Source organism: Streptomyces mutabilis (assembly GCF_014649815.1).
Taxonomy (GTDB): domain Bacteria; phylum Actinomycetota; class Actinomycetes; order Streptomycetales; family Streptomycetaceae; genus Streptomyces; species Streptomyces mutabilis.
Genome location: NZ_BMTT01000017.1, coordinates 1 through 19,740, shown reverse-complemented (window position 1 = coordinate 19,740; position 19,740 = coordinate 1). Strand labels below are relative to the sequence as shown.

At 71.3% G+C, this 19,740-nt stretch carries 13 protein-coding genes; 11 read left to right on the top strand and 2 right to left on the bottom strand.

All coding sequences use genetic code 11. From position 1 onward, the window contains the following. The first annotated feature begins 54 nt into the window (after positions 1–54). From IE142_RS27460 to IE142_RS27430, 7 genes are all read left to right on the top strand, one after another. Complete coding sequence (locus IE142_RS27460; protein WP_191888250.1) at positions 55–1,743, top strand: extracellular solute-binding protein; 1,689 nt, start codon at positions 55–57, stop codon at positions 1,741–1,743. A 26-nt stretch (positions 1,744–1,769) separates the two neighbouring features. Then, the gene (locus tag IE142_RS27455; protein ID WP_191888249.1) at positions 1,770–2,807 is read left to right on the top strand and encodes an ABC transporter permease; all 1,038 of its coding nucleotides are present in this window, start codon (positions 1,770–1,772) and stop codon (positions 2,805–2,807) included. A 23-nt stretch (positions 2,808–2,830) separates the two neighbouring features. Further along, positions 2,831–3,757 carry a carbohydrate ABC transporter permease gene (locus IE142_RS27450; RefSeq protein ID WP_052412251.1) on the top strand — a complete coding sequence of 309 codons (927 nt, stop codon included), beginning with the start codon at positions 2,831–2,833 and terminating at the stop codon, positions 3,755–3,757. 115 nt (positions 3,758–3,872) lie between these two features. Beyond that, the gene (locus tag IE142_RS27445) at positions 3,873–6,128 is read left to right on the top strand and encodes a WD40/YVTN/BNR-like repeat-containing protein (RefSeq protein ID WP_191888248.1); all 2,256 of its coding nucleotides are present in this window, start codon (positions 3,873–3,875) and stop codon (positions 6,126–6,128) included. Beyond that, positions 6,128–8,104 carry a beta-galactosidase gene (locus IE142_RS27440; RefSeq protein WP_191888247.1) on the top strand — a complete coding sequence of 659 codons (1,977 nt, stop codon included), beginning with the start codon at positions 6,128–6,130 and terminating at the stop codon, positions 8,102–8,104. Before IE142_RS27445 ends, IE142_RS27440 begins: the two co-directional genes overlap by 1 nt. 26 nt (positions 8,105–8,130) lie before the next feature. Next, positions 8,131–10,335, top strand: a complete 2,205-nt coding sequence (locus IE142_RS27435; protein ID WP_191888332.1) for a glycosyl hydrolase family 95 catalytic domain-containing protein — start codon at positions 8,131–8,133, stop codon at positions 10,333–10,335. A 38-nt stretch (positions 10,336–10,373) separates the two neighbouring features. Next, positions 10,374–11,081 carry a glycoside hydrolase family 12 protein gene (locus IE142_RS27430; protein WP_191888246.1) on the top strand — a complete coding sequence of 236 codons (708 nt, stop codon included), beginning with the start codon at positions 10,374–10,376 and terminating at the stop codon, positions 11,079–11,081. Positions 11,082–11,147: 66 nt separating this feature from the next. On the opposite strand, the gene IE142_RS27425 is transcribed toward IE142_RS27430, so the two are convergent. Both IE142_RS27425 and IE142_RS27420 read right to left on the bottom strand, forming a co-directional pair. Further along, positions 11,148–13,190 (bottom strand): glycoside hydrolase family 31 protein, encoded by a 2,043-nt coding sequence (locus tag IE142_RS27425; RefSeq protein ID WP_191888245.1) that lies wholly within the window; start codon positions 13,188–13,190, stop codon positions 11,148–11,150. 138 nt (positions 13,191–13,328) lie between these two features. After that, positions 13,329–14,342, bottom strand: coding sequence for a LacI family DNA-binding transcriptional regulator (locus IE142_RS27420; protein ID WP_191888244.1), 1,014 nt, complete (start codon positions 14,340–14,342; stop codon positions 13,329–13,331). Positions 14,343–14,661: 319 nt separating this feature from the next. Here IE142_RS27420 and IE142_RS27415 point away from each other — a divergent pair, with 319 nt between their 5' ends. From IE142_RS27415 to IE142_RS27400, 4 genes are all read left to right on the top strand, one after another. Next, a complete protein-coding gene (locus IE142_RS27415; RefSeq protein WP_191888243.1) occupies positions 14,662–16,617 on the top strand; it encodes an acyl-CoA dehydrogenase family protein in 1,956 nt (651 codons plus the stop codon). A 162-nt stretch (positions 16,618–16,779) separates the two neighbouring features. Continuing rightward, on the top strand, positions 16,780–18,036 hold the full coding sequence (dxr, locus tag IE142_RS27410; RefSeq protein ID WP_191888242.1) for a 1-deoxy-D-xylulose-5-phosphate reductoisomerase: 1,257 nt from the start codon (positions 16,780–16,782) through the stop codon (positions 18,034–18,036). Beyond that, entirely contained in the window at positions 18,033–19,337 is a 1,305-nt protein-coding gene (locus tag IE142_RS27405; protein ID WP_502266900.1) for a M50 family metallopeptidase, read from the top strand. The genes dxr and IE142_RS27405 overlap by 4 nt, the downstream gene beginning before the upstream one ends. Before the next feature lie 226 nt (positions 19,338–19,563). Beyond that, the coding region (locus tag IE142_RS27400; protein WP_191888241.1) for a flavodoxin-dependent (E)-4-hydroxy-3-methylbut-2-enyl-diphosphate synthase at positions 19,564–19,740 on the top strand (177 nt) is incomplete at its 3' end.

The window sequence follows — 19,740 nt, the reverse complement described above, 5'->3', positions numbered from 1 at the left end:
CCGCAGCCGACGGCCACCGCCGGGTGTCCTGGTGCGCCATGAAGGGTTGACGCAATGACGCCGAACGCCGCCTCCGGTCCCAGCCGGAGAAAGTTCCTCGCCTCCACCGCGGCCGTCACCGCAGCGGTGGCGGGAGGGGTGCCGCTGCTCTCCGCCTGCGGCGGGGGGTCCGACGGCGGTTCGCGGGACGGCACCACGTCGGGCAAGGACGCGAAGAGGCTGCTGCCGGCGTACGTGGCCAGCAACGTGGTCACCCCTGACATCCCCAGCAAGAACGGCTCCGCGATCGGCTTCACCGGCAAGCTCGACCTCGCGGACCTGAAGACCTCGGTGCCCAAGAAGCTCGGCAAGGGCGGCCGGGTCACGATCATGTCGCCGTTCTGGGGCTCCCCGCCGAAGGAGGGCAACGCCTACTACAGGGCGATGAACGACCTCATCGGCGTCGACGTGGTCTGGCAGAACCAGGACGGCAACACCTACGACCAGAAGCTCGGCGCGGTCCTCGCCTCCAGCGAGGTGCCCGACGTGGTGGTCGTGCCCGGCTGGAACATGACCGGCAAGATACCCAGCGCCATCATCGGCAAGTTCGCCGACCTCGGCCCCTACCTCTCCGGTGACGCGGTCAAGGAGTACCCCAACCTCGCCGCGATCCCCACCGACGCCTGGCAGCGGTCCATCTTCGGCGGCAAGCTGCGCGGCCTGCCGATGCCGTCCTCGTACGTCACCGGCATCGTGCCGCTGTACCGGCAGGACATCTTCGAGAAGGAGGGCTACGAAGTTCCCCGGTCCTGCGACGAGTTCATGGCGCTGGCCAAGGACGCCACCAACGCGAAGGCCAAGCGGTGGGCCTGCCTGGACATGAAGTGGACCGCCTTCAACGCCTTCGGTGTGCTCTCCGGCAACGAGAAGTCCCTCGGCTGGAACGAGGTCGACGGCAAGCTGGTCTACCGCATCGAGACCGATGAGTACCTCGAGGCCCTGGAGTGGACGCGCAAGCTGTTCGCCGCCGGGGTCGTGCACCCCGACGCCAAGCTCGGCAAGAGCAACGCCGCCGACCCCGGGCCCAAGTTCGCCGCCGGCGAGTTCCTCATCTACAACCAGGACTCCTCGCAGTGGTGGAGCCGTACCGCCGAACAGGCCGTCCAGAATCCCGAGTTCAAGATCTGGGGCATGGACATCTGGGGACACGACGGTGGTGACCCCACGCTGTGGGCGCAGAACCCGGCCGGCATCTTCGCCTTCGTCAACAAGGACGCCTCGGAGTCCGTGATCCGCGAGGTGCTGGCCGTCGCCAACACGACCGCCGCGCCGTACGGGACCAAGGAGTACATGGCCACCAACTACGGCGTCGAGGGCACCCACTACACCGTCAAGGACGGGGTGCCCACCAAGACCGAGCAGGGCAACATCGACGTGATGAACGCCTACGTGATGGTCGCGAGCCCCGCTCCGACCATCGCCCACCCCGACTTCCCCGAGGTCGCCAAGGGGCAGGTGGAGTGGCAGCAGCGGATGGGCGCCTTCACCAAGAAGACCACGTTCTACGGCCTGCAGATCGTAGAGCCGGCCCGCTGGACCAACCTCTCCAACGACTTCGAGCAGCTGGAGGACGACGTCATCCGCGGCCGCAAGAAGATCAGCGACATGCAGCAGGCCGTGTCCGACTGGCGGAGCAAGGGCGGCGACAAGCTGCGCGACTGGTACAAGAAGCTGCTCGACGAGAACGGCACGGCGACGGGCTGACCGGTACCGAGGCAAGGAGAACGGCCGTGTCGAACAGCACGGTGCCTCGGGCCAGGGCCGAGGCCGATGCGTCGAAGAAGACCCCGGTGGCGTCCGGCGACGCCACCGGCCCCCGGAAGGGCAAGCCGAGCACGGGGAAGCTCAGCCTGCGGCTGAGGTTCCGTCGGGACCGCGTACTGCTGCTGATGACGCTGCCGGCCGTGCTGCTGGTACTGCTCTTCAACTACGTACCGATCCTCGGCAACGTCGTCGCCTTCCAGGAGTACGACCCCTACATCAGCGACAACGGGATCGTCTCCATCCTGCACAGCCCGTGGGTGGGGCTGGAGAACTTCCAGCGGATCTTCGAGGACTCCGCCTTCTGGAACTCGGTGCAGAACACGCTGGTGCTGTTCGTGCTCCAGCTCGTCCTGTACTTCCCCATCCCCATCCTGCTCGCGCTGCTCATCAACAGCGTGGTCCGGCCCCGCGTCCGCGCCATCGCGCAGGCCATCCTCTACCTGCCGCACTTCTTCTCCTGGGTGCTGGTCATCGCCGTCTTCCAGCAGCTGCTCGGTGGTGCGGGGCTCCTCTCCCAGCTGCTGCGCGACCACGGGTACGACGGGCTCAGCCTCATGACCGACCCGGAGACCTTCAAATTCCTGGTCACCGCGCAGAGCGTGTGGAAGGACGCCGGCTGGGGGATCATCGTCTTCCTCGCCGCCCTCGCTTCGGTCAGCCCCGACCTGTACGAGGCCGCCGCGATGGACGGCGCCAACCGCTGGCGCCGCATGTGGCACGTCACGCTGCCGGCCCTGCGCCCGGTGATCGCCCTGTTGCTGGTGCTGCGCGTCGGCGACGCCCTGACGGTCGGCTTCGAACAGATCCTCCTGCAACGCGACGCCGTCGGACCGGGAGCCGCGGAGGTCCTCGACACCTTCGTGTGGTGGAACGGCGTGCGCAACCAGGACTTCGGCTACGCCGCCGCCGCGGGGCTGGTCAAGGGCGTCATCAGTCTCGGCCTGGTCCTCATCGCGAACAAGGTGGCCCACCTCATGGGCGAGCAGGGGGTGTACAAGAAGTGACCGCCGTTCAGGAAACGACCGCCGTGAGCGACGAACCCGCACGCAGGCCGAGCCGCTGGGCGGCACCGCCCCGGCCGGTGTGGGAGGAGAAGCCGAGCCCGGCCGGGCTCGCCGGCAAGGGCCTGGTCCTGTTCCTGGCCTGCCTGGGCATCCTGTTCCCGCTCTGGATCGTCGTCGTCACCAGCCTCTCCTCGCGCAAGGCCATCGACGAGGCCGGCGGTCTGGTGATGATCCCGACGGACATCACCTTCGTCGCCTACCAGGAACTGCTCAGCGGCGGCCAGGTCACCCGGGCCGCGCTCGTCAGCATCGGCGTCACCCTCGTCGGCACCCTGTTCTCCATGGCGGTGTCGGTGCTGTGCGCCTACGGGCTGTCCCGCAGCGGCTCGCTGGGGCACCGCTGGATCCTCATGGTGCTGCTGGCCACGATGTTCTTCAGCGCGGGCCTCATCCCCACCTACCTGCTGGTGCAGTCCCTGGGCCTGACCGACAGCTACCTGGCGCTGATCCTGCCCAGCGCGATCAGCGTCTTCAACATCCTGGTGCTGCGCGGCTTCTTCATGGGTATCTCGCAGGAACTGATCGACAGCGCCCGCATCGACGGCGCCGGGGACCTGCGCATCCTGTGGCAGATCGTTCTGCCGCTGTCCCGCGCGGTCGTCGCGGTGATCACCCTGTTCTACGCCGTGGGCTACTGGAGCGCCTGGTTCAACGCCTCCCTGTACCTGAACGACCAGGACATGCTGCCCCTGCAGAACGTCATGATCCAGCTCGTGCAGAAGCAGGAGGCGCCGGTCGGCCTCGGCCAGGCGATCAAGACCGGTGAACTGTCCGGCCTGGCCGTGCAGATGGCGGTCATGGTCATGGCCCTGCTGCCCGTCGCCGTGCTGTCGCCCTTCGTCCAGCGCCACTTCAAGAAGGGGATGCTGACCGGCGCGGTGAAGGGCTGACGCCCGCCCCTCGATCCCGCCGTGGCCGTCCGCCCCTGACCAGCGGCCGGCCACGACGGACCGCTCCCGCACGTCTTGCCCGCCCCTCCGCGAGCCGCACCGAACGAGGTATGTCATGCATGCGTCCGTGTCACGCCCGAGCCGGCGTGCCGTTCTCGCCGGGACCGCGGCCGCCGCCGCACTCACCGCCGTCCCCGTCGCACCCCGGCGTGCACACGCCGCCGACGACAGGGCGGACGGCACCACCGCCTACCGCTGGCGCAACGTCGTCATCGGCGGCACCGGATTCATCACCGGCGTGCTGTTTCACCCCCGCGTCCGCGGCCTCGCCTACGCCCGTACGGACATCGGCGGCGCCTACCGCTGGGACGACCGCGCCGCCCGCTGGACCCCGCTGCTCGACCACCTCGGCTGGGACGACTGGAACCTCCTGGGCGTCGAGGCGATGGCCGTCGACCCCGCCCACCCGGACCGGCTCTACCTGGCCTGCGGCACCTACTCCCAGGCGTGGTCGGCCAACGGCGCGATCCTGCGCTCCGGGGACCGGGGAAGGACCTGGCGGCGTACCGACCTCACCGTGAAGCTCGGTGCCAACGAGGACGGCCGGGGCACCGGCGAGCGGCTCCTGGTCGACCCACGCGACAGCGACACCCTCTGGCTGGGCACCCGGCACGACGGCCTGTGGAGGTCGTCCGACCGGGGCGCCGGCTGGGCCCCCGCCCCCGGCTTCCCCGCCACCGCGACCGCCACCGGTCAGGGCGTCACCCTCCTCGTGGCCGCGGGCCGCACCGTCTACGCCGGCTGGGGCGACGCCGACGGCAGCGCACCGAACCTGTTCCGCACGACCGACGGCACCACCTGGCACGCCGTCCCCGGGCAGCCCTCCGGCACCGCGGCCAAGGTACCGGTCCGCGCCGCGTACGAGGCCCACAGCCGTGAGCTGTACGTGACGTACGCCGACGCACCCGGACCCAACGGGCAGTCCACCGGCAGCGTGCACAAGCTGCGTACGACGAGCGGTCGTTGGAGCGACGTCACCCCTGTCCGGCCGGGCGGCACCACGGATGGGGGCACCGCCCACGCGTTCAGCAGTGGGGGAGGCTCCACCGACAGCTTCGGCTACGGCGGCGTCGCCGTCGACGCCCGCCGCCCCGGCACCGTCGTCGTCTCCACCAACAACCGCTGGGCGGCCGTCGACACGCTGTTCCGGACCACCGACGGCGGCCGCAGCTGGACGTCCCTCAAGGAATCCGCCGCCCTCGACGTGTCCGAGACCCCCTACCTGCGGTGGGGCGAGGAGCAGCCCAAGTTCGGCTGGTGGATCCAGGCCGTCGCCCTCGACCCGTTCGACTCGAAGCACCTCGTGTACGGCACCGGCGCCACCCTCTACGGCACCCGCGACCTGCGCCACTGGGCCCCGCAGATCCGCGGCCTGGAGGAGACGTCCGTGACCCAGCTGATCTCGCCCCCGCACGGGCGGGCCCACCTGCTCAGCGGGTCGCGGGACATCGGCGTCATGTACCACGAGCGGCTCACGGCGTCCCCGGCGCGCGGCATGGCCACCAACCCCGTGTCGGGGTCGGCGACCGGACTCGCGCAGGCCGCGCGCAGACCGGCGTACGTCGTGCGGGCGGGCTGGGGAGACCACGGCAACGGCGCCTACTCGCGCGACGGCGGGATCACCTGGACGCCCTTCGCGTCCCAGCCCGGCATCGCCGATGACGCCCCGGGACCGATCGCGACCAACGCCGACGGCAGTGTGCTGCTGTGGTCCTTCGTGCACTGGGACGGCACCAAACACCCGGCCCACCGCTCGGCGGACAACGGCACGACCTGGACCGAGGTCCCCTCCTTCCCCAAGGGCGCCACGCCGGTCGCCGACCCGGTGGACCCGACGGTGCTCTACGCCTACGACACCGACACGGGAACGCTGCTCGCCAGCACGGACAGCGGCCGATCCTTCACCGCCCGCGCGACCGGACTGCCCGCCGGCGACAGCCAGTTCAAGCTGGTCGCGGCACCCGGCCGGAGGGGCGACCTGTGGCTGAGCACCAAGTGGAACGGCCTCCACCGCTCCACTGACGGCGGCACCACCTTCACCAAGGTCGACAGCTGCTGGGCCTCCCACACCCTCGGCTTCGGCAAGGCCGCCGACGGCGCCGACTACCCGGCGATCTACCAGGTCGGCTCCACCGAGGCCATCACCGCCGTCTACCGCTCCGACGACGAGGCGCGGACCTGGACGCGGATCAACGACGACCAGCACCAGTGGGGCTGGACCGGCGAGACCATCACCGGCGACCCCCGCGTCCACGGCCGCGTCTACCTCGCCACCAACGGGCGCGGCATCCAGTACGGAGAACCGACCTGATGCCCAGCCTCGCGGACACCACCCGCAACCGCGTCCTCTTCGGAGGCGACTACAACCCCGAGCAGTGGCCCGAGGAGACCTGGTACGAGGACGTCCGCCTGATGAAGGCCGCCGGCGTCAACTCGGTCACCCTCGGCGTCTTCTCCTGGGCGAAGCTCGAACCGCGCCCCGGCGCGTACGACTTCGGCTGGCTGGACCGCCTCATGGACCTGATGCACACGAGCGGCATCGGCGTCGTCCTCGCCACCCCCACCGCGTCGCCCCCGCCGTGGCTGGGCCGGCTGCACCCGGACACCCTGCCCGTCGACGAGGACGGCCGCACCGAACGGTGGGGCGGACGTCAGCACTTCTCGCACTCCAGCGCCACCTACCGCCGCCATGCCGCCGCCGTCACCGAGGCCCTGGCCGCCCGCTACGCCGGCCACCCCGCGCTGACGATGTGGCACATCAACAACGAGTACTGCACCTCCGACCACGGCGACGAGGCCGCCGTCCGCTTCCGCCGCTGGCTCAAGGACAGGTACGCCACCCTCGACGCCCTCAACGCCGCCTGGGGCACGGCGTTCTGGAGCCAGGGCTACGGCGACTGGGAGGAGATCCTCCCGGCCCGCCGCACCCACTACCTGAAGAACCCCACCCAGGTGCTGGACTTCCGGCGCTTCACCTCCGACATGCTCCTGGAGTGCTTCACCGCGGAGCGCGACATCGTCCGCCGCCACACCCCGCACCTGCCGGTCACCACCAACTTCATGCCGCTGTGGTTCGGCCAGGACGCCTGGCGCTGGGCCGAGGAGGAGGACGTCGTCTCCGTCGACCTCTACCCGGACCCGCGCGACCCCCTCGGCGCCCAGCACGGCGCCCTCGTCCAGGACATGACCCGCTCCCAGGCACGCGGCCCGTGGATGCTCATGGAGCAGGCGGCCGGACCGGTCAACTGGCGCGGCGCCAACCACCCCAAGCCGCGCGGCCTCAACCGCCTGTGGTCCCTGCAGGCCGTGGCCCGCGGCGCCGACGCCGTCTGCTACTTCCAGTGGCGGCAGTCGAGGCAGGGGGCCGAGAAGTTCCACTCCGGGATGGTCGGCCACGCGGGGGAGCAGGGGCGGACGTACCAGGAGGTCAGGCAGCTCGGCGCGGACCTGGCGAAGCTCGGCCCGCACGTGGCGGACACCCACGTCACCGCCGACGTCGCCGTCCTGCACGACTGGCACTCCTGGTGGGCCGGCGCCCAGGACGGCCGCCCCTCCGCCCGCTTCGACTACCCGGACGTCCTGCACGCCTGGCACCGGGCCCTGTGGGAGGCCCACCTCACCACCGACTTCGCCCACCCCGAACACGACCTCACCCCCTACCGCGTGGTCGTCGTGCCCCAGCTCTACGCCCTCACCGACGCCGCGATCGTCAACCTCCTCGCCCACGTCCGCCGCGGTGGCACCCTCGTCTGCGGCTTCCTCACCGGTATCGCCGACGAGGACGACCGGGTCAGGCCCGGCGGCATGGACGCCCGGCTGCGGGAGCTGTTCGGCATCCGCACCCTGCACGAGTGGTGGCCGCTGGAGACGGACGAGACGGCCGCCTGCGACGGCTTCCGGGGCACCCTGTGGTCGGAGGAGATCGAACCCGACGGCACCGCCACCGAGGCCGTCCCCTACAAGGGCGGCGAGCTGGACGGGCTCCCGGCCGTCCTGCGCAAGGACCGCGCCTGGTACGTGTCCACCCTCCCCGAGCCCGCGGCGCTGCGTGACCTCCTCGCCCGCGCCTGCGCCGACGCGGGCGTCCGCCCGGTGCTCGACGCACTCCCGGCCGAGGTCGAGGCCGTACGCCGCGGAGAGCAGCTGTTCCTCCTCCACCACGGCCGCGAACCGGTCACCGTCGACGTCCCCGGCACCCACCGGGACCTGCTCACCGGCGCGACCGTCACCGACCGCGTCACCCTCGGCCGCTACGGCGTCGCGGTCCTCACGGAGCCGGCCGCATGACGGGCGCACCCGCATCCGACGCGACCATGAGCGGCACGCCCGTGCACGGCACCTGGGAGCCCGAACCGGCCGCCCGCTGGGAGGACGCCTTCCTGAGCGGCAACGGCCGCCACGGCGCCCTCGTGTTCGGCGATCCGCATGCCGACCGGGTCGTCGTCACCCACCACACCCTCGTCCGCCCGGCTGACGACGAGGGGCGCCGCCGGCCACCCCGGCTCGCCGCCGAACTCCCCGCCCTCCAGGACCGCCTGCTGGCCGGGGACACCACCGCGGCCGAGGGCTTCACCGACGGCCGCCCGCTGCAATGGGTGCGCCCCTTCCACCCCGCCTTCCGGCTCCGCCTGAACCGGCCGCCCGGCGACACCCACGCCCCCTACCGCCGCCGGGTCGACTTCACCACCGGCGAGACCACCGCCACCCACGGCGCCTGGACCAGCCGCGTCTTCGTCTCCCGCGCCGACGACGTGATCGTCCAGCAGGTCACCGCCCCGCACCTCACCCTCGACCTGTCCCTCGACCCGGGCCTCCCCGGCGCCCCCGCCGGCCTCGGTGTCGGCCACGGCGCCGTCCTCACCCCCGAGGGCGCCCTGCTCAGCCTGCGCGCCCGGTACCCCGGCGACAGCGGCCTGGCGTACACCGGCGTCACCTCGGTCGCCGTCACGGGCGGCGCCACCAAGCTGGTACCGCCCGGCGTCCTCGTCGAGGGCGCCACGGAGGTCCTGCTCCTCACCCGGGTGCGCCGGCACACCGGCGAGCTGGACGCGGTCGCCGAGGGCCGCGCCCTGCGCGACCTGCCGGACGGGGTGTCGTACGAGGGCCTCCTCGCCCGCCACCTCGCCCTGCACCGCACCGCCTACGACCGCGTCACCCTCGACCTCGCCGCCGACCCCGCCGAACGCGCCCTGCCGGGCTCCGCGCTGCTCGAACGGCCGCGCAGCACGGCCCTCCTGGAACGGCTCTTCGCGGCCGGCCGCTACCACCTGCTCTCCGCCAGCGGGATGCTGCCGCCCCGCCTGACCGGCCTGTGGACCGGCGACTGGGACACGGCCTGGTCGGGAGCGTTCACCACCAACGCCAACCTCAACCTCCAGACCGCCTCCGCGGCCGCCGCCGCCCTCCCCGAGGTCACCGAGGCCCACGCGTCCCTCGTCCACCGGCAGCTCCCGGACTGGCGGGACAACGCCCGCGCGATCTTCGGCACCCGGGGCGTCGTCGCCCCCTCCCACACCGACGGCGAGTCCGGGCACACGTACCACTTCAGCCGCGAGTACCCCTTGCACCTGTGGACGGCGGGCGCCGACTGGCTGCTGAAGCCCCTCGTCGACCACGACGAGACGTACGGCACCCGCGACCCCCGGACCACCGCCGCGCTCGCCGAAACCGCCCTGTTCTACGAGGACTTCCTCACCCGCACCGACGAGGACGGCCACGTGGTCGTCGTCCCCTCTTACTCGCCGGAGAACCGCCCCGCGAACGCCAGTTGGGGCACCGTCGACGCGGCCATGGACCTCTCCGCCGCCCGGCACGCCCTGCTGACCGCCGCCGACCGCCACCCCGAGCACGCCGACCGCTGGCGCGCGCTCGCCGACCGGCTCCCGCCCCACCGGGTCAACGCCGACGGCGCGCTCGCCGAATGGGCCCGGCCGGGCCTGACGGACACCTACGACCACCGCCACCTCAGCCACCTCTACGGCGTCTGGCCGCTCGAGGAGATCAACCCGTACGACACCCCCGAACTCGCCGAGGCCGCCCACCGAGCCCTTGAACTGCGCGGCGCCGAGAACGACTCCGCCCACGGCCACCTCCACCACGCCCTGATCGCCGCGCGCCTGCGCGACGGCGACCGGGTCGCCCACGCGGTCCGCCGGATGCTCGAAGGCGACTACTTCCACGCCTCCCTGATGAGCGCGCACTACCCCCACCGCGACGTCTACAACGCGGACGCCGCGCACACCCTCCCGGCCGTGCTCATCGAGATGCTGGTGCAGTCCACCCCCGGCCGACTGGTCCTGCTGCCCGCCCTGCCGGAGTCCTGCCCGCAGGGCGAGATCAAGGGCGTACGCACCCGGTTCGGAGCCGTACTCGACCTCACCTGGACGCCCGGCGGCGAGGCGACGGCCGTCCTCCGCCCCCGCCGCACGCACCGCATCGAACTCCGGACTCCCTCCGGCACCGAACCGCTCGACCTCGTCGCCGGAGAGGACCGCGTCATCAGCGTGAAGACGCGGTAGCACCCGCGCACCTCCCCCCACCCATGGAAGGAAACGCCATGGCACCACGCACCCGCACCCTGACCGCCCTGCTGGCCCCGGCCCTCGCGCTCGGCGCCACCGTCGGCCTCGCCTCCGCCCCCGCCCAGGCAGCCGTCTGGAACTCGTGCGACCAGTGGGGCAACACGACCCTGAACGGCTACACCCTCTACAACAACATCTGGGGATCCGGCGCCGGCAGCCAGTGCGTCTGGGCCGACTCCGGCACCGAATGGGGCGTCTGGGCCGACCACCCGAACACCGGCGGCATCAAGTCCTACCCGAACGCCAAGAAGGTGATCAACAAGCCGATCGCCTCCCTCGGGTCGCTCCGCAGCAGCTACGACGTCACGGTCCCGTCGTCCGGCGCGTACAACACGTCGTACGACATCTGGGACACGGACTACGACTACGAGATCATGCTCTGGGTCAACCACAACGGCGCCGTCGGCCCGCTCGGCACCGCGCAGGGGACCGTCAGTCTCGGCGGTCACACCTGGAACGTCTACAAGGGCGACAACGGGGCCAACGAGGTCTTCTCGTTCCTGCGCACCACGGACTCGAACTCCGGCACCGTCGACATCCTGCCGATCCTGAAGTGGATCAAGGACACCAAGGGCTGGATGGGCAACGAGACCATCGGTGACGTGCAGTTCGGCTACGAGATCACCTCGTCCGCGGGAGGCCTCGACTTCCGCACCGACAACCTGACGGTCAGCGGCGGCTGACCCCCACCGCGCCACGGCCGAGGGCCGGCCCCGCCCGGGGCCGGCCCCTTCGCGTCCGCCTCCGGTCTACTCCGCGACGGGCAGCCGCGCCCCGTCCCGCAGGAACAGCGGAATCCGGTCCAGCGGCGCGTCCACCGTCACGGCGGCCCCGCCCTCGTACGTCTCGCCCGTCCACGCGTCCGTCCAGCGCGCGCCCGCCGGAAGATGCGCCGTGCGCACCGTGGCCCCGGCCGTCAGCACCGGTGCGACCAGCAGGTCCCGGCCGAGGAGGTAGGCGTCGTCGACGTCCCACGCGGCCCGGTCCTCGGGGAACTCCAGGAACAGCGGCCGCATAACCGGCAGCCCGTCCTCGTGCGCCTCGCGCATGACGTCCAGGACGTAGGGCTTCAGCCGCTCGCGCAGCCGCAGGTACCTCTCCAGGACCGGGTACGCCTCCTCGCCGTAGGACCACACCTCGTTCGGGCCGCCGGTCATGTCCGGGCCCAGCGGCATCCCGGGGTCGCGGAAGCCGTGCAGGCGCATCAGCGGGGACAGCGCGCCGAACTGGAACCAGCGGACCAGCACCTCCCGGTACGCCGGGTCGTCCGGGTCGCCGCCGTGGAAGCCGCCGATGTCCGTGTTCCACCAGGGGATGCCGGACAGCGCGGTGTTCAGACCGGCCGCGACCTGGCGGCGCAGGGTCGCGAAGTCGGTGCCGATGTCCCCGGACCACAGCGCGGCGCCGTGGCGCTGACTGCCCGCCCACGCCGAGCGGTTGAGGGTGATCACCTCGTCCACGCCGGCGGCGCGCAGGCCCTCGTCGAAGGCGCGGGAGTTCTCGGCCGGGTACAGGTTCCCGACCTCCAGTCCCGGCCCCGCCCAGTAACGCAGGTTCTCCGGGAATCCGGGCTTCAGCTCGGGCTCACAGGCGTCCAGCCAGAAGGCCGTGATGCCGTACTCGTCGAGGTAGTTCTCCTTGACCTTCGACCACACGAACTCGCGGGCCTCGGGGTTGGTGGCGTCGTAGAAGGCCACCTGGACCGTCGACGCGACCTCCTTGTCCGGCCAGTCGGCGTGCGCCATCGGGCCGTACTGGGTGCCGATGAAGTAGCCGCGCTGCTCCATGACCGGGTGGTTCTCGGAGAGCGGGGACACCGACGGCCAGACGCTCACCACCAGCTTGATGCCCAGCTCGTCCAGCTCACGGACCATGGCGGCCGGGTCGGGCCACTCGGCGGGGTCGAACTTCCACTCGCCCAGGTGCGTCCAGTGGAAGAAGTCGCAGACGATGGCGTCGATCGGCAGTCCGCGCCGCTTGTACTCCCGGGCGACGGCGAGGAGCTCGTCCTGCGTGCGGTAGCGCAGCTTGCACTGCCAGAAGCCCGCCGCCCACGCGGGGAGCATCGGCGTACGGCCGGTCACCGCGCTGTAGCGGCGCTGGGTGTCGGCCGGGGTGCCGGCGGTGATCCAGTAGTCGATCTGGCGGGCGGAGTCGGCGACCCAGCGCGTGCCGTTGTGGGCCAGCTCCACGCGCCCGATCGCCGGGTTGTTCCACAGCAAGGTGTACCCGCGGCTGGAGGTGAGGACGGGTATGGACACCTCGGCGTTGCGCTGGACCAGGTCCACGACCAGACCCTTCTGGTCGAGGCGGCCGTGCTGGTGCTGGCCGAGGCCGTACAGCTTCTCGTCGTCGTAGGCGGCGAACCGCTGCTCCAGCCGGTGGTACCCGTTGCCGACCGCCGTGTACAGGCGCGGGCCGGGCCACCAGAAGTGGGCGCGCTCCTCGGCCAGCAGCTCACCGCCGTCCGCGGTCCGCACGAAGCGGACCAGTCCCTCGGCGTCGACTTCCACGGTCAGCGCCCCGACGGTCAGCGTGGCGTGCCCTTCCTCGATCTTGACGGTGCTCCCGGTCGCCGGGACGTTCGGGAGCAGGGCGCCCGGGAGATCCTCCAGCACGGGGCCGCCGAGCCGGGCCCGGACCCGGACCGCGTCCGGCCCCCAGGGTTCGATCCGTACGGTTTCCTGACGGCCGCTCCACTCCAGCGCCCCGTCCCGCTCGCGGAGCGTGCCGACGGTGGGGGAGGACTGGGCGAGGCTGACCTTGGGCGGTGTCTGGGCAGGCTGGGTCACGAGGCATGCTCCTGGGGAGTTCCTGTGGGTGGACGAGGCACTGCGAGAGGAAGGCCGTGAGGGAGGAAGGTTCAAGGCTCGGTGAGAGGGGCCCGGAGAGGACGGCCCCAGGGAGGACGGGTCCGGGGAGGGGAAGCGCTACGACCGGACGGGCGCCGGCCCCGAGCTGGCCCGCACCGTCAGCTCCGGCGCGAGCAGCACGACCTCGTCGCTGCCCTGCCCGTCGAGCTTTGCGATCAGCTGCTCCACGGCGCGACGGCCCATCTCCTGCGCGGGCACGGCGACGGACGTGAGCCGCACCGAGGCCTGGACGGCGACCTGCTCGGGGCAGACCGCGACCACCGACACGTCCTCGGGCACCGCCCGGCCCTGCTGGCGCAACAGGGCGAGCAGCGGCTCGACCGCCGACTCGTTCTGGACGACGAACCCGGTGGTGTCCGGGCGCTCGTCGAAGACCCGGGCCAAGGTGGCGGCCATCGCGTCGTACCCGCCCTCGCAGGGCCGGTGCAGCAGCCGCAGCTCCAGCTCCCGCGCGCGGGAACGCAGCCCGTCGAGCGTGCGCTCGGCGAAGCCGGTGTGCCGTTCGTAGACCGCGGGGGCCTCGCCGATGACGGCGATGTCGCGGTGTCCCAGCTTCGCCAGGTGCTCCACGCACAGCGCGCCGGTCGCCCGGAAGTCGAGGTCGACGCAGGTCAGCCCCGTGGTGTCGGAGGGCAGGCCGATCAGTACGGAAGGCTGGTCGGTGCCCCGCAGAAGCGGCAGCCGCTCGTCGTCGAGTTCGACGTCCATCAGGATCATCGCGTCGGCGAGCCCGCTCCCGGTGACGCGGCGCACCGCGTCGGGGCCCTCCTCACCGGTCAGCAGCAGGATGTCGTAGCCGTGGGTGCGTGCGGTGGTCGCGACCGCGATGGCGATCTCCATCATCACCGGCACGTACATGTCCGTGCGCAGCGGGATCATCAGCGCGATGATGTTCGACCTGCTGCTGGCCAGGGCGCGGGCGCCGGCGTTCGGGTGGTAGCCGAGTTCCCGGATGCTCTCCTCGACCCGCAGGCGGGTGGTGGTGGAGATGGACCGCTTGCCGCTGAGGACGTAGCTCACCGTGCTCGCCGAGACTCCGGCGTGCTGGGCGACCTCGGCGAGGGTGACCATCCAGCTCTCCAAGATTGTGTGAAGCGCTTCGACAGCGCGCGGGGCGGGCAGCTGCGGGTGAGGGTGGTTCGACAGTAGCCTCACCGAGGGTGAGTGTCCATAGTCCGTCGAAGCGCTTCGACAGACCGTCTCCCGCAACCCTCCCCGGGGGGCGTCGGCCGAACGCCGCACGAAGGGTGGTGGGGCCGTCCGTAATCGGGTACATACGATCGGGTAGCACCGACTAGTAACGTACGTCCGCAACTTCGCGTACGACGAATCGCGGCGACCTCCGCGGGCGTACCGTCCCCCGATGCCGATTCGCGGCGAGGTGAGCCTCATGTCCGCACCAACCACCCCCTCCTCCCGACCCACCGTCACCGAACGTGAGGCCCGCCAGGTCGCGGAGGCGGCCCGCGAACAGGACTGGCGCAAGCCGAGCTTCGCCAAGGAACTCTTCCTCGGCCGCTTCCGTCTCGACCTCATCCACCCCCACCCGCTCCCCGCCGACCAGGACGTCCAGCGCGGCGAGGAGTTCCTCGCCAAGCTGCGCGACTTCTGCGAGACGAAGATCGACGGGGCCGTGATCGAGCGGGACGCCCGCATCCCGGACGAGGTGATCACCGGGCTGAAGGAGCTGGGCGCCTTCGGCATGAAGATCGAAACCAAGTACGGCGGTCTCGGCCTCACCCAGGTCTACTACAACAAGGCCCTCGCCCTGGTCGGATCCGCGAACCCCGCGATCGGCGCGCTGCTCTCCGCCCACCAGTCGATCGGCGTGCCGCAGCCGCTGAAGATGTTCGGCACCCAGGAGCAGAAGGACACGTTCCTGCCGCGCTGCGCCCGCACCGACATCTCGGCGTTCCTGCTGACCGAGCCGGACGTCGGCTCCGACCCGGCCCGTCTGGCCACCACGGCCGTCCGGGACGGCGACGACTACGTCCTCGACGGCGTGAAGCTGTGGACCACCAACGGCGTCGTCGCCGACCTGCTGGTCGTCATGGCCCGCGTCCCGAAGTCCGCGGACGGGACGGGCGGCAAGGGCGGCATCACCGCCTTCGTCGTGGAGGCCGCCTCCGAGGGCATCACCGTCGAGAACCGCAACGCCTTCATGGGCCTGCGCGGCCTGGAGAACGGCGTCACCCGCTTCCACCGGGTGCGCGTGCCGGCCGGGAACCGCATCGGCCCGGAGGGCGCCGGCCTCAAGATCGCCCTCACCACCCTCAACACCGGTCGCCTCTCCCTGCCCGCCATGTGCGTGGGCGCCGGCAAATGGTGCCTGAAGATCGCCCGTGAGTGGTCGGCGGTGCGTGAGCAGTGGGGCAAGCCGGTCGCGCTGCACGAGGCGGTCGGCGCCAAGATCTCCTTCATCGCGGCGACGACCTTCGCCCTCGAAGCCGTCCTGGACCTCTCCTCCCAGATGGCCGACGAGGACCGCAACGACATCCGCATCGAGGCCGCCCTCGCCAAGCTCTACGGCTCGGAGATGGCCTGGCTGATGGCCGACGAGCTGGTCCAGATCCGCGGCGGCCGGGGCTTCGAGACCGCGGCCTCCCTCGGAGCCCGCGGCGAACGCGCGGTCCCCGCCGAACAGCTCCTGCGCGACCTGCGCATCAACCGCATCTTCGAGGGCTCCACCGAGATCATGCACCTGCTGATCGCGCGCGAGGCCGTCGACGCCCACCTCTCGGTCGCCGGCGACCTGATCGACCCCGACAAGACCCTGTCCGACAAGGCGCGGGCGGGCGCGCAGGCGGGCGTCTTCTACGCCAAGTGGCTGCCGAAGCTGGTCGCCGGACCGGGACAGCTCCCGCGCTCGTACGCCGACTTCCACCCGCCCGGTCACCGGGACCTGTCCGGGCACCTGCGCTACGTCGAACGCACCGCCCGCAAACTCGCCCGCTCCACCTTCTACGCCATGTCCCGCTGGCAGGGCCGGATGGAGACCAAGCAGGGCTTCCTGGGCCGCATCGTCGACATCGGCGCGGAACTGTTCGCGATGAGCGCCGCCTGCGTCCGCGCCGAGCACCTGCGCGCCGAGGGCGACCACGGCCGCGAGGCCTACCAGCTCGCGGACGCCTTCTGCCGCCAGGCCCGCATCCGCGTCGAGGAACTCCTCGACCGTCTGTGGACCAACACCGACGACGTCGACCGCAAGGTCGTCAAGGGCGTACTGGGCGGCGCCTACGAGTGGCTGGAGCAGGGCATCGTCGACGCGTCCGGCGAGGGCCCCTGGATCGCGGACGCCACCCCCGGAGAAACACGGCGCGCCAACGTCCACCGCCCCATCAGGTAGGACGGTCGGGTAGGACAGTCGCACGTCATCGTTCCCACCGGGGCCGTCCGCGCCCCGGCGGGAGCGCCGGAGGGGCCCCGCCCCTACCCCCTGCGGGCAGTGCGACACCCGTGCGAGGGACGCGCTGTCCTCGCGGAGGGCCGTTGCGGCCACAATGGGGGAATGAGCGACAGTCCAGCCCCCCTCGCCGACCCCCACCTCGTGTACGACCCGGTGGCGGGCGACGGCCCGAAGGACGTGGTGATCCTCGGGTCCACCGGTTCGATCGGGACCCAGGCCATCGAACTCGTGCTGCGCAACCCGGACCGCTTCCGGGTCACCGCCCTGTCCGCCAACGGCGGTCGGGTCGCCCTCCTCGCCGAGCAGGCGTACCGGCTGAAGGCCCGGACCGTCGCCGTCGCCCGCGAGGACGTCGTACCGGCGCTCCGGGAAGCCCTGAGGGCGCAGTACGGCAGTGGGGAGCCGCTCCCCGAGATCCTCGCGGGACCGGACGCGGCCACCCAGGCCGCCGCCTCCGACTGCCACACCGTCCTCAACGGCATCACCGGCTCCATCGGACTCGCCCCGACCCTGGCCGCCCTGGAGGCGGGCCGCACCCTCGCGCTCGCCAACAAGGAATCGCTCATCGTGGGCGGCCCGCTGGTCAAGGCGCTCGCCAAGCCGGGGCAGATCATCCCGGTCGACTCCGAGCACGCCGCGCTCTTCCAGGCACTGGCCGCCGGTACCCGCGCCGACGTGCGCAAGCTGGTCGTCACCGCCTCCGGCGGCCCGTTCCGGGGACGCACGAGGGAGCAGCTGGCGGCCGTCACCGTCGAGGACGCCCTCGCCCACCCCACCTGGGCCATGGGCCCGGTGATCACGATCAACTCGGCCACCCTCGTCAACAAGGGCCTGGAGGTGATCGAGGCCCACCTCCTCTACGACATTCCCTTCGACCGCATCGAGGTGGTCGTGCACCCGCAGTCGTATGTCCACTCGATGGTTGAGTACACGGACGGATCGACACTGGCCCACGCCACGCCCCCCGACATGGGCGGGCCCATCGCCGTCGGCCTCGGCTGGCCCGAACGCGTCCCCGACGCCGCCCCCACCTTCGACTGGAGCAAGGCCTCGACCTGGGAGTTCTTCCCGCTCGACAACGAAGCCTTCCCCTCGGTGAACCTGGCCCGGCACGTCGGGCAGCTCGCGGGCACGGCCCCGGCGGTGTTCAATGCCGCCAACGAGGAGTGCGTCGAGGCGTTCCGCTCCGGCGCGCTGCCGTATCTCGGGATCATGGAGACCGTCACGCGGGTGGTCGAGGAACACGGCACCCCCCGCACGGGAACCTCGCTCACCGTCTCGGACGTCCTCGAAGCGGAGACCTGGGCGCGCGCCCGGGCCCGGCAACTGGCGGCACAGACGGCGGAGGCCCGTGCATGACGACCCTGATGTTCATCCTCGGCATAGTCGTCTTCGCGGTCGGCCTGCTGTTCTCGATCGCCTGGCACGAGCTGGGGCACCTCTCCACCGCCAAGATGTTCGGCATCCGCGTGCCGCAGTACATGGTCGGCTTCGGGCCGACGCTCTTCTCGCGGAAGAAGGGCGAGACCGAGTACGGCGTCAAGGCCATCCCGTTCGGCGGCTACATCCGCATGATCGGCATGTTCCCGCCCGGCGCCGACGGCAAGCTGGAGGCCCGCTCCACCTCGCCCTGGCGCGGCATGATCGAGGACGCCCGCTCGGCCGCCTTCGAGGAACTGCGGCCGGGTGACGAGGAGCGCCTGTTCTACACGCGCAAGCCGTGGAAGCGCGTCATCGTCATGTTCGCCGGTCCGTTCATGAACCTCATCCTGGCGGTGGTGCTCTTCCTCACCGTCCTGATGGGCTTCGGCATTTCGCAGCAGACCACCACCGTCAGCTCCGTCTCCCAGTGCGTCATCTCGCAGAGCGAGAACCGGAACGACTGCACCAAGTCCGACCCGGCCTCCCCGGCCGCCGCGGCCGGCCTCCGCGCGGGCGACAAGATCGTCGCCTTCGACGGCGTACGGACCGACGACTGGGACCGCCTGTCCAACATGATCCGTGCCAACCCCGGCGAGACGGTGCCGGTCGTCGTCGAGCGCGACGGCCGGGAGGTCACCCTCCAGGCGACCATCGCCACCAACCAGGTCGCGAAGAAGGACGCCAACGGACAGATCGTCGAGGGCGAGTACGTCACCGCCGGCTTCCTCGGCTTCAGCGCCGCCACCGGCGTGGTGAAGCAGGACTTCGGCCAGTCCGTGACGTGGATGGGCGACCGGGTCGGCGACGCCGTAGACTCCCTGGCCGCGCTGCCGTCCAAGATCCCCGCCCTGTGGGACGCGGCCTTCGGCGACGGACCCCGCGAGGCCGACTCCCCGATGGGTGTCGTCGGCGCGGCCCGTGTCGGCGGTGAGATCGCCACCCTCGACATCCCGCCCACCCAGCAGCTCGCGATGTTCGTCATGCTGGTGGCCGGCTTCAACCTCTCCCTGTTCCTCTTCAACATGCTCCCGCTGCTGCCGCTCGACGGCGGCCACATCGCGGGCGCCCTGTGGGAATCGCTGCGCCGGAACGCGGCCAAGGTGCTGCGCCGCCCTGACCCCGGACCGTTCGACGTGGCGAAGCTGATGCCGGTCGCCTACGTGGTGGCGGGCGTCTTCGTCTGCTTCACGCTGCTCGTCCTGGTGGCGGACGTCGTCAATCCGGTGCGGATCAGCTGATTTCCGTACGCGTAGAACCTTCCGTACGGTCCGACGAGAAGCCCGGTCCGGGGAGTATGTCTCTCCGGACCGGGCTTCACGCCTGTCGTACGGCAGATGGACGCCAATGGGTGCATCTCCCGTACACCGTGTGCCGGACGTTCATGTCCGTGCCGTAATCTCGGATGCCGGAGCCCGCCGCTGAACGGGGCCGGACCTTGATCCACGACTTGGGGTTGCACAGCAGATGACTGCGATTTCTCTCGGCATGCCGGACGTTCCGACCAGGCTCGCGGAGCGCCGCAAGAGCCGGCAGATCCAGGTCGGGCCCGTGGCGGTGGGCGGCGACGCCCCCGTGTCCGTGCAGTCCATGACCACGACCCGTACGTCCGACATCGGGGCGACGCTCCAGCAGATCGCCGAG

Coding starts and splice junctions, on each gene's coding strand:
- IE142_RS27435 (WP_191888332.1), top strand. CDS start 8,131: ATGAGCGGCACGCCCGTGCACGGCACCTGGGAGCCCGAACCGGCCGCC.
- IE142_RS27415 (WP_191888243.1), top strand. CDS start 14,662: ATGTCCGCACCAACCACCCCCTCCTCCCGACCCACCGTCACCGAACGT.
- dxr (WP_191888242.1), top strand. CDS start 16,780: ATGAGCGACAGTCCAGCCCCCCTCGCCGACCCCCACCTCGTGTACGAC.
- IE142_RS27420 (WP_191888244.1), bottom strand. CDS start 14,342: ATGGTCACCCTCGCCGAGGTCGCCCAGCACGCCGGAGTCTCGGCGAGC.
- IE142_RS27445 (WP_191888248.1), top strand. CDS start 3,873: ATGCATGCGTCCGTGTCACGCCCGAGCCGGCGTGCCGTTCTCGCCGGG.
- IE142_RS27405 (WP_502266900.1), top strand. CDS start 18,033: ATGACGACCCTGATGTTCATCCTCGGCATAGTCGTCTTCGCGGTCGGC.
- IE142_RS27430 (WP_191888246.1), top strand. CDS start 10,374: ATGGCACCACGCACCCGCACCCTGACCGCCCTGCTGGCCCCGGCCCTC.
- IE142_RS27440 (WP_191888247.1), top strand. CDS start 6,128: ATGCCCAGCCTCGCGGACACCACCCGCAACCGCGTCCTCTTCGGAGGC.
- IE142_RS27460 (WP_191888250.1), top strand. CDS start 55: ATGACGCCGAACGCCGCCTCCGGTCCCAGCCGGAGAAAGTTCCTCGCC.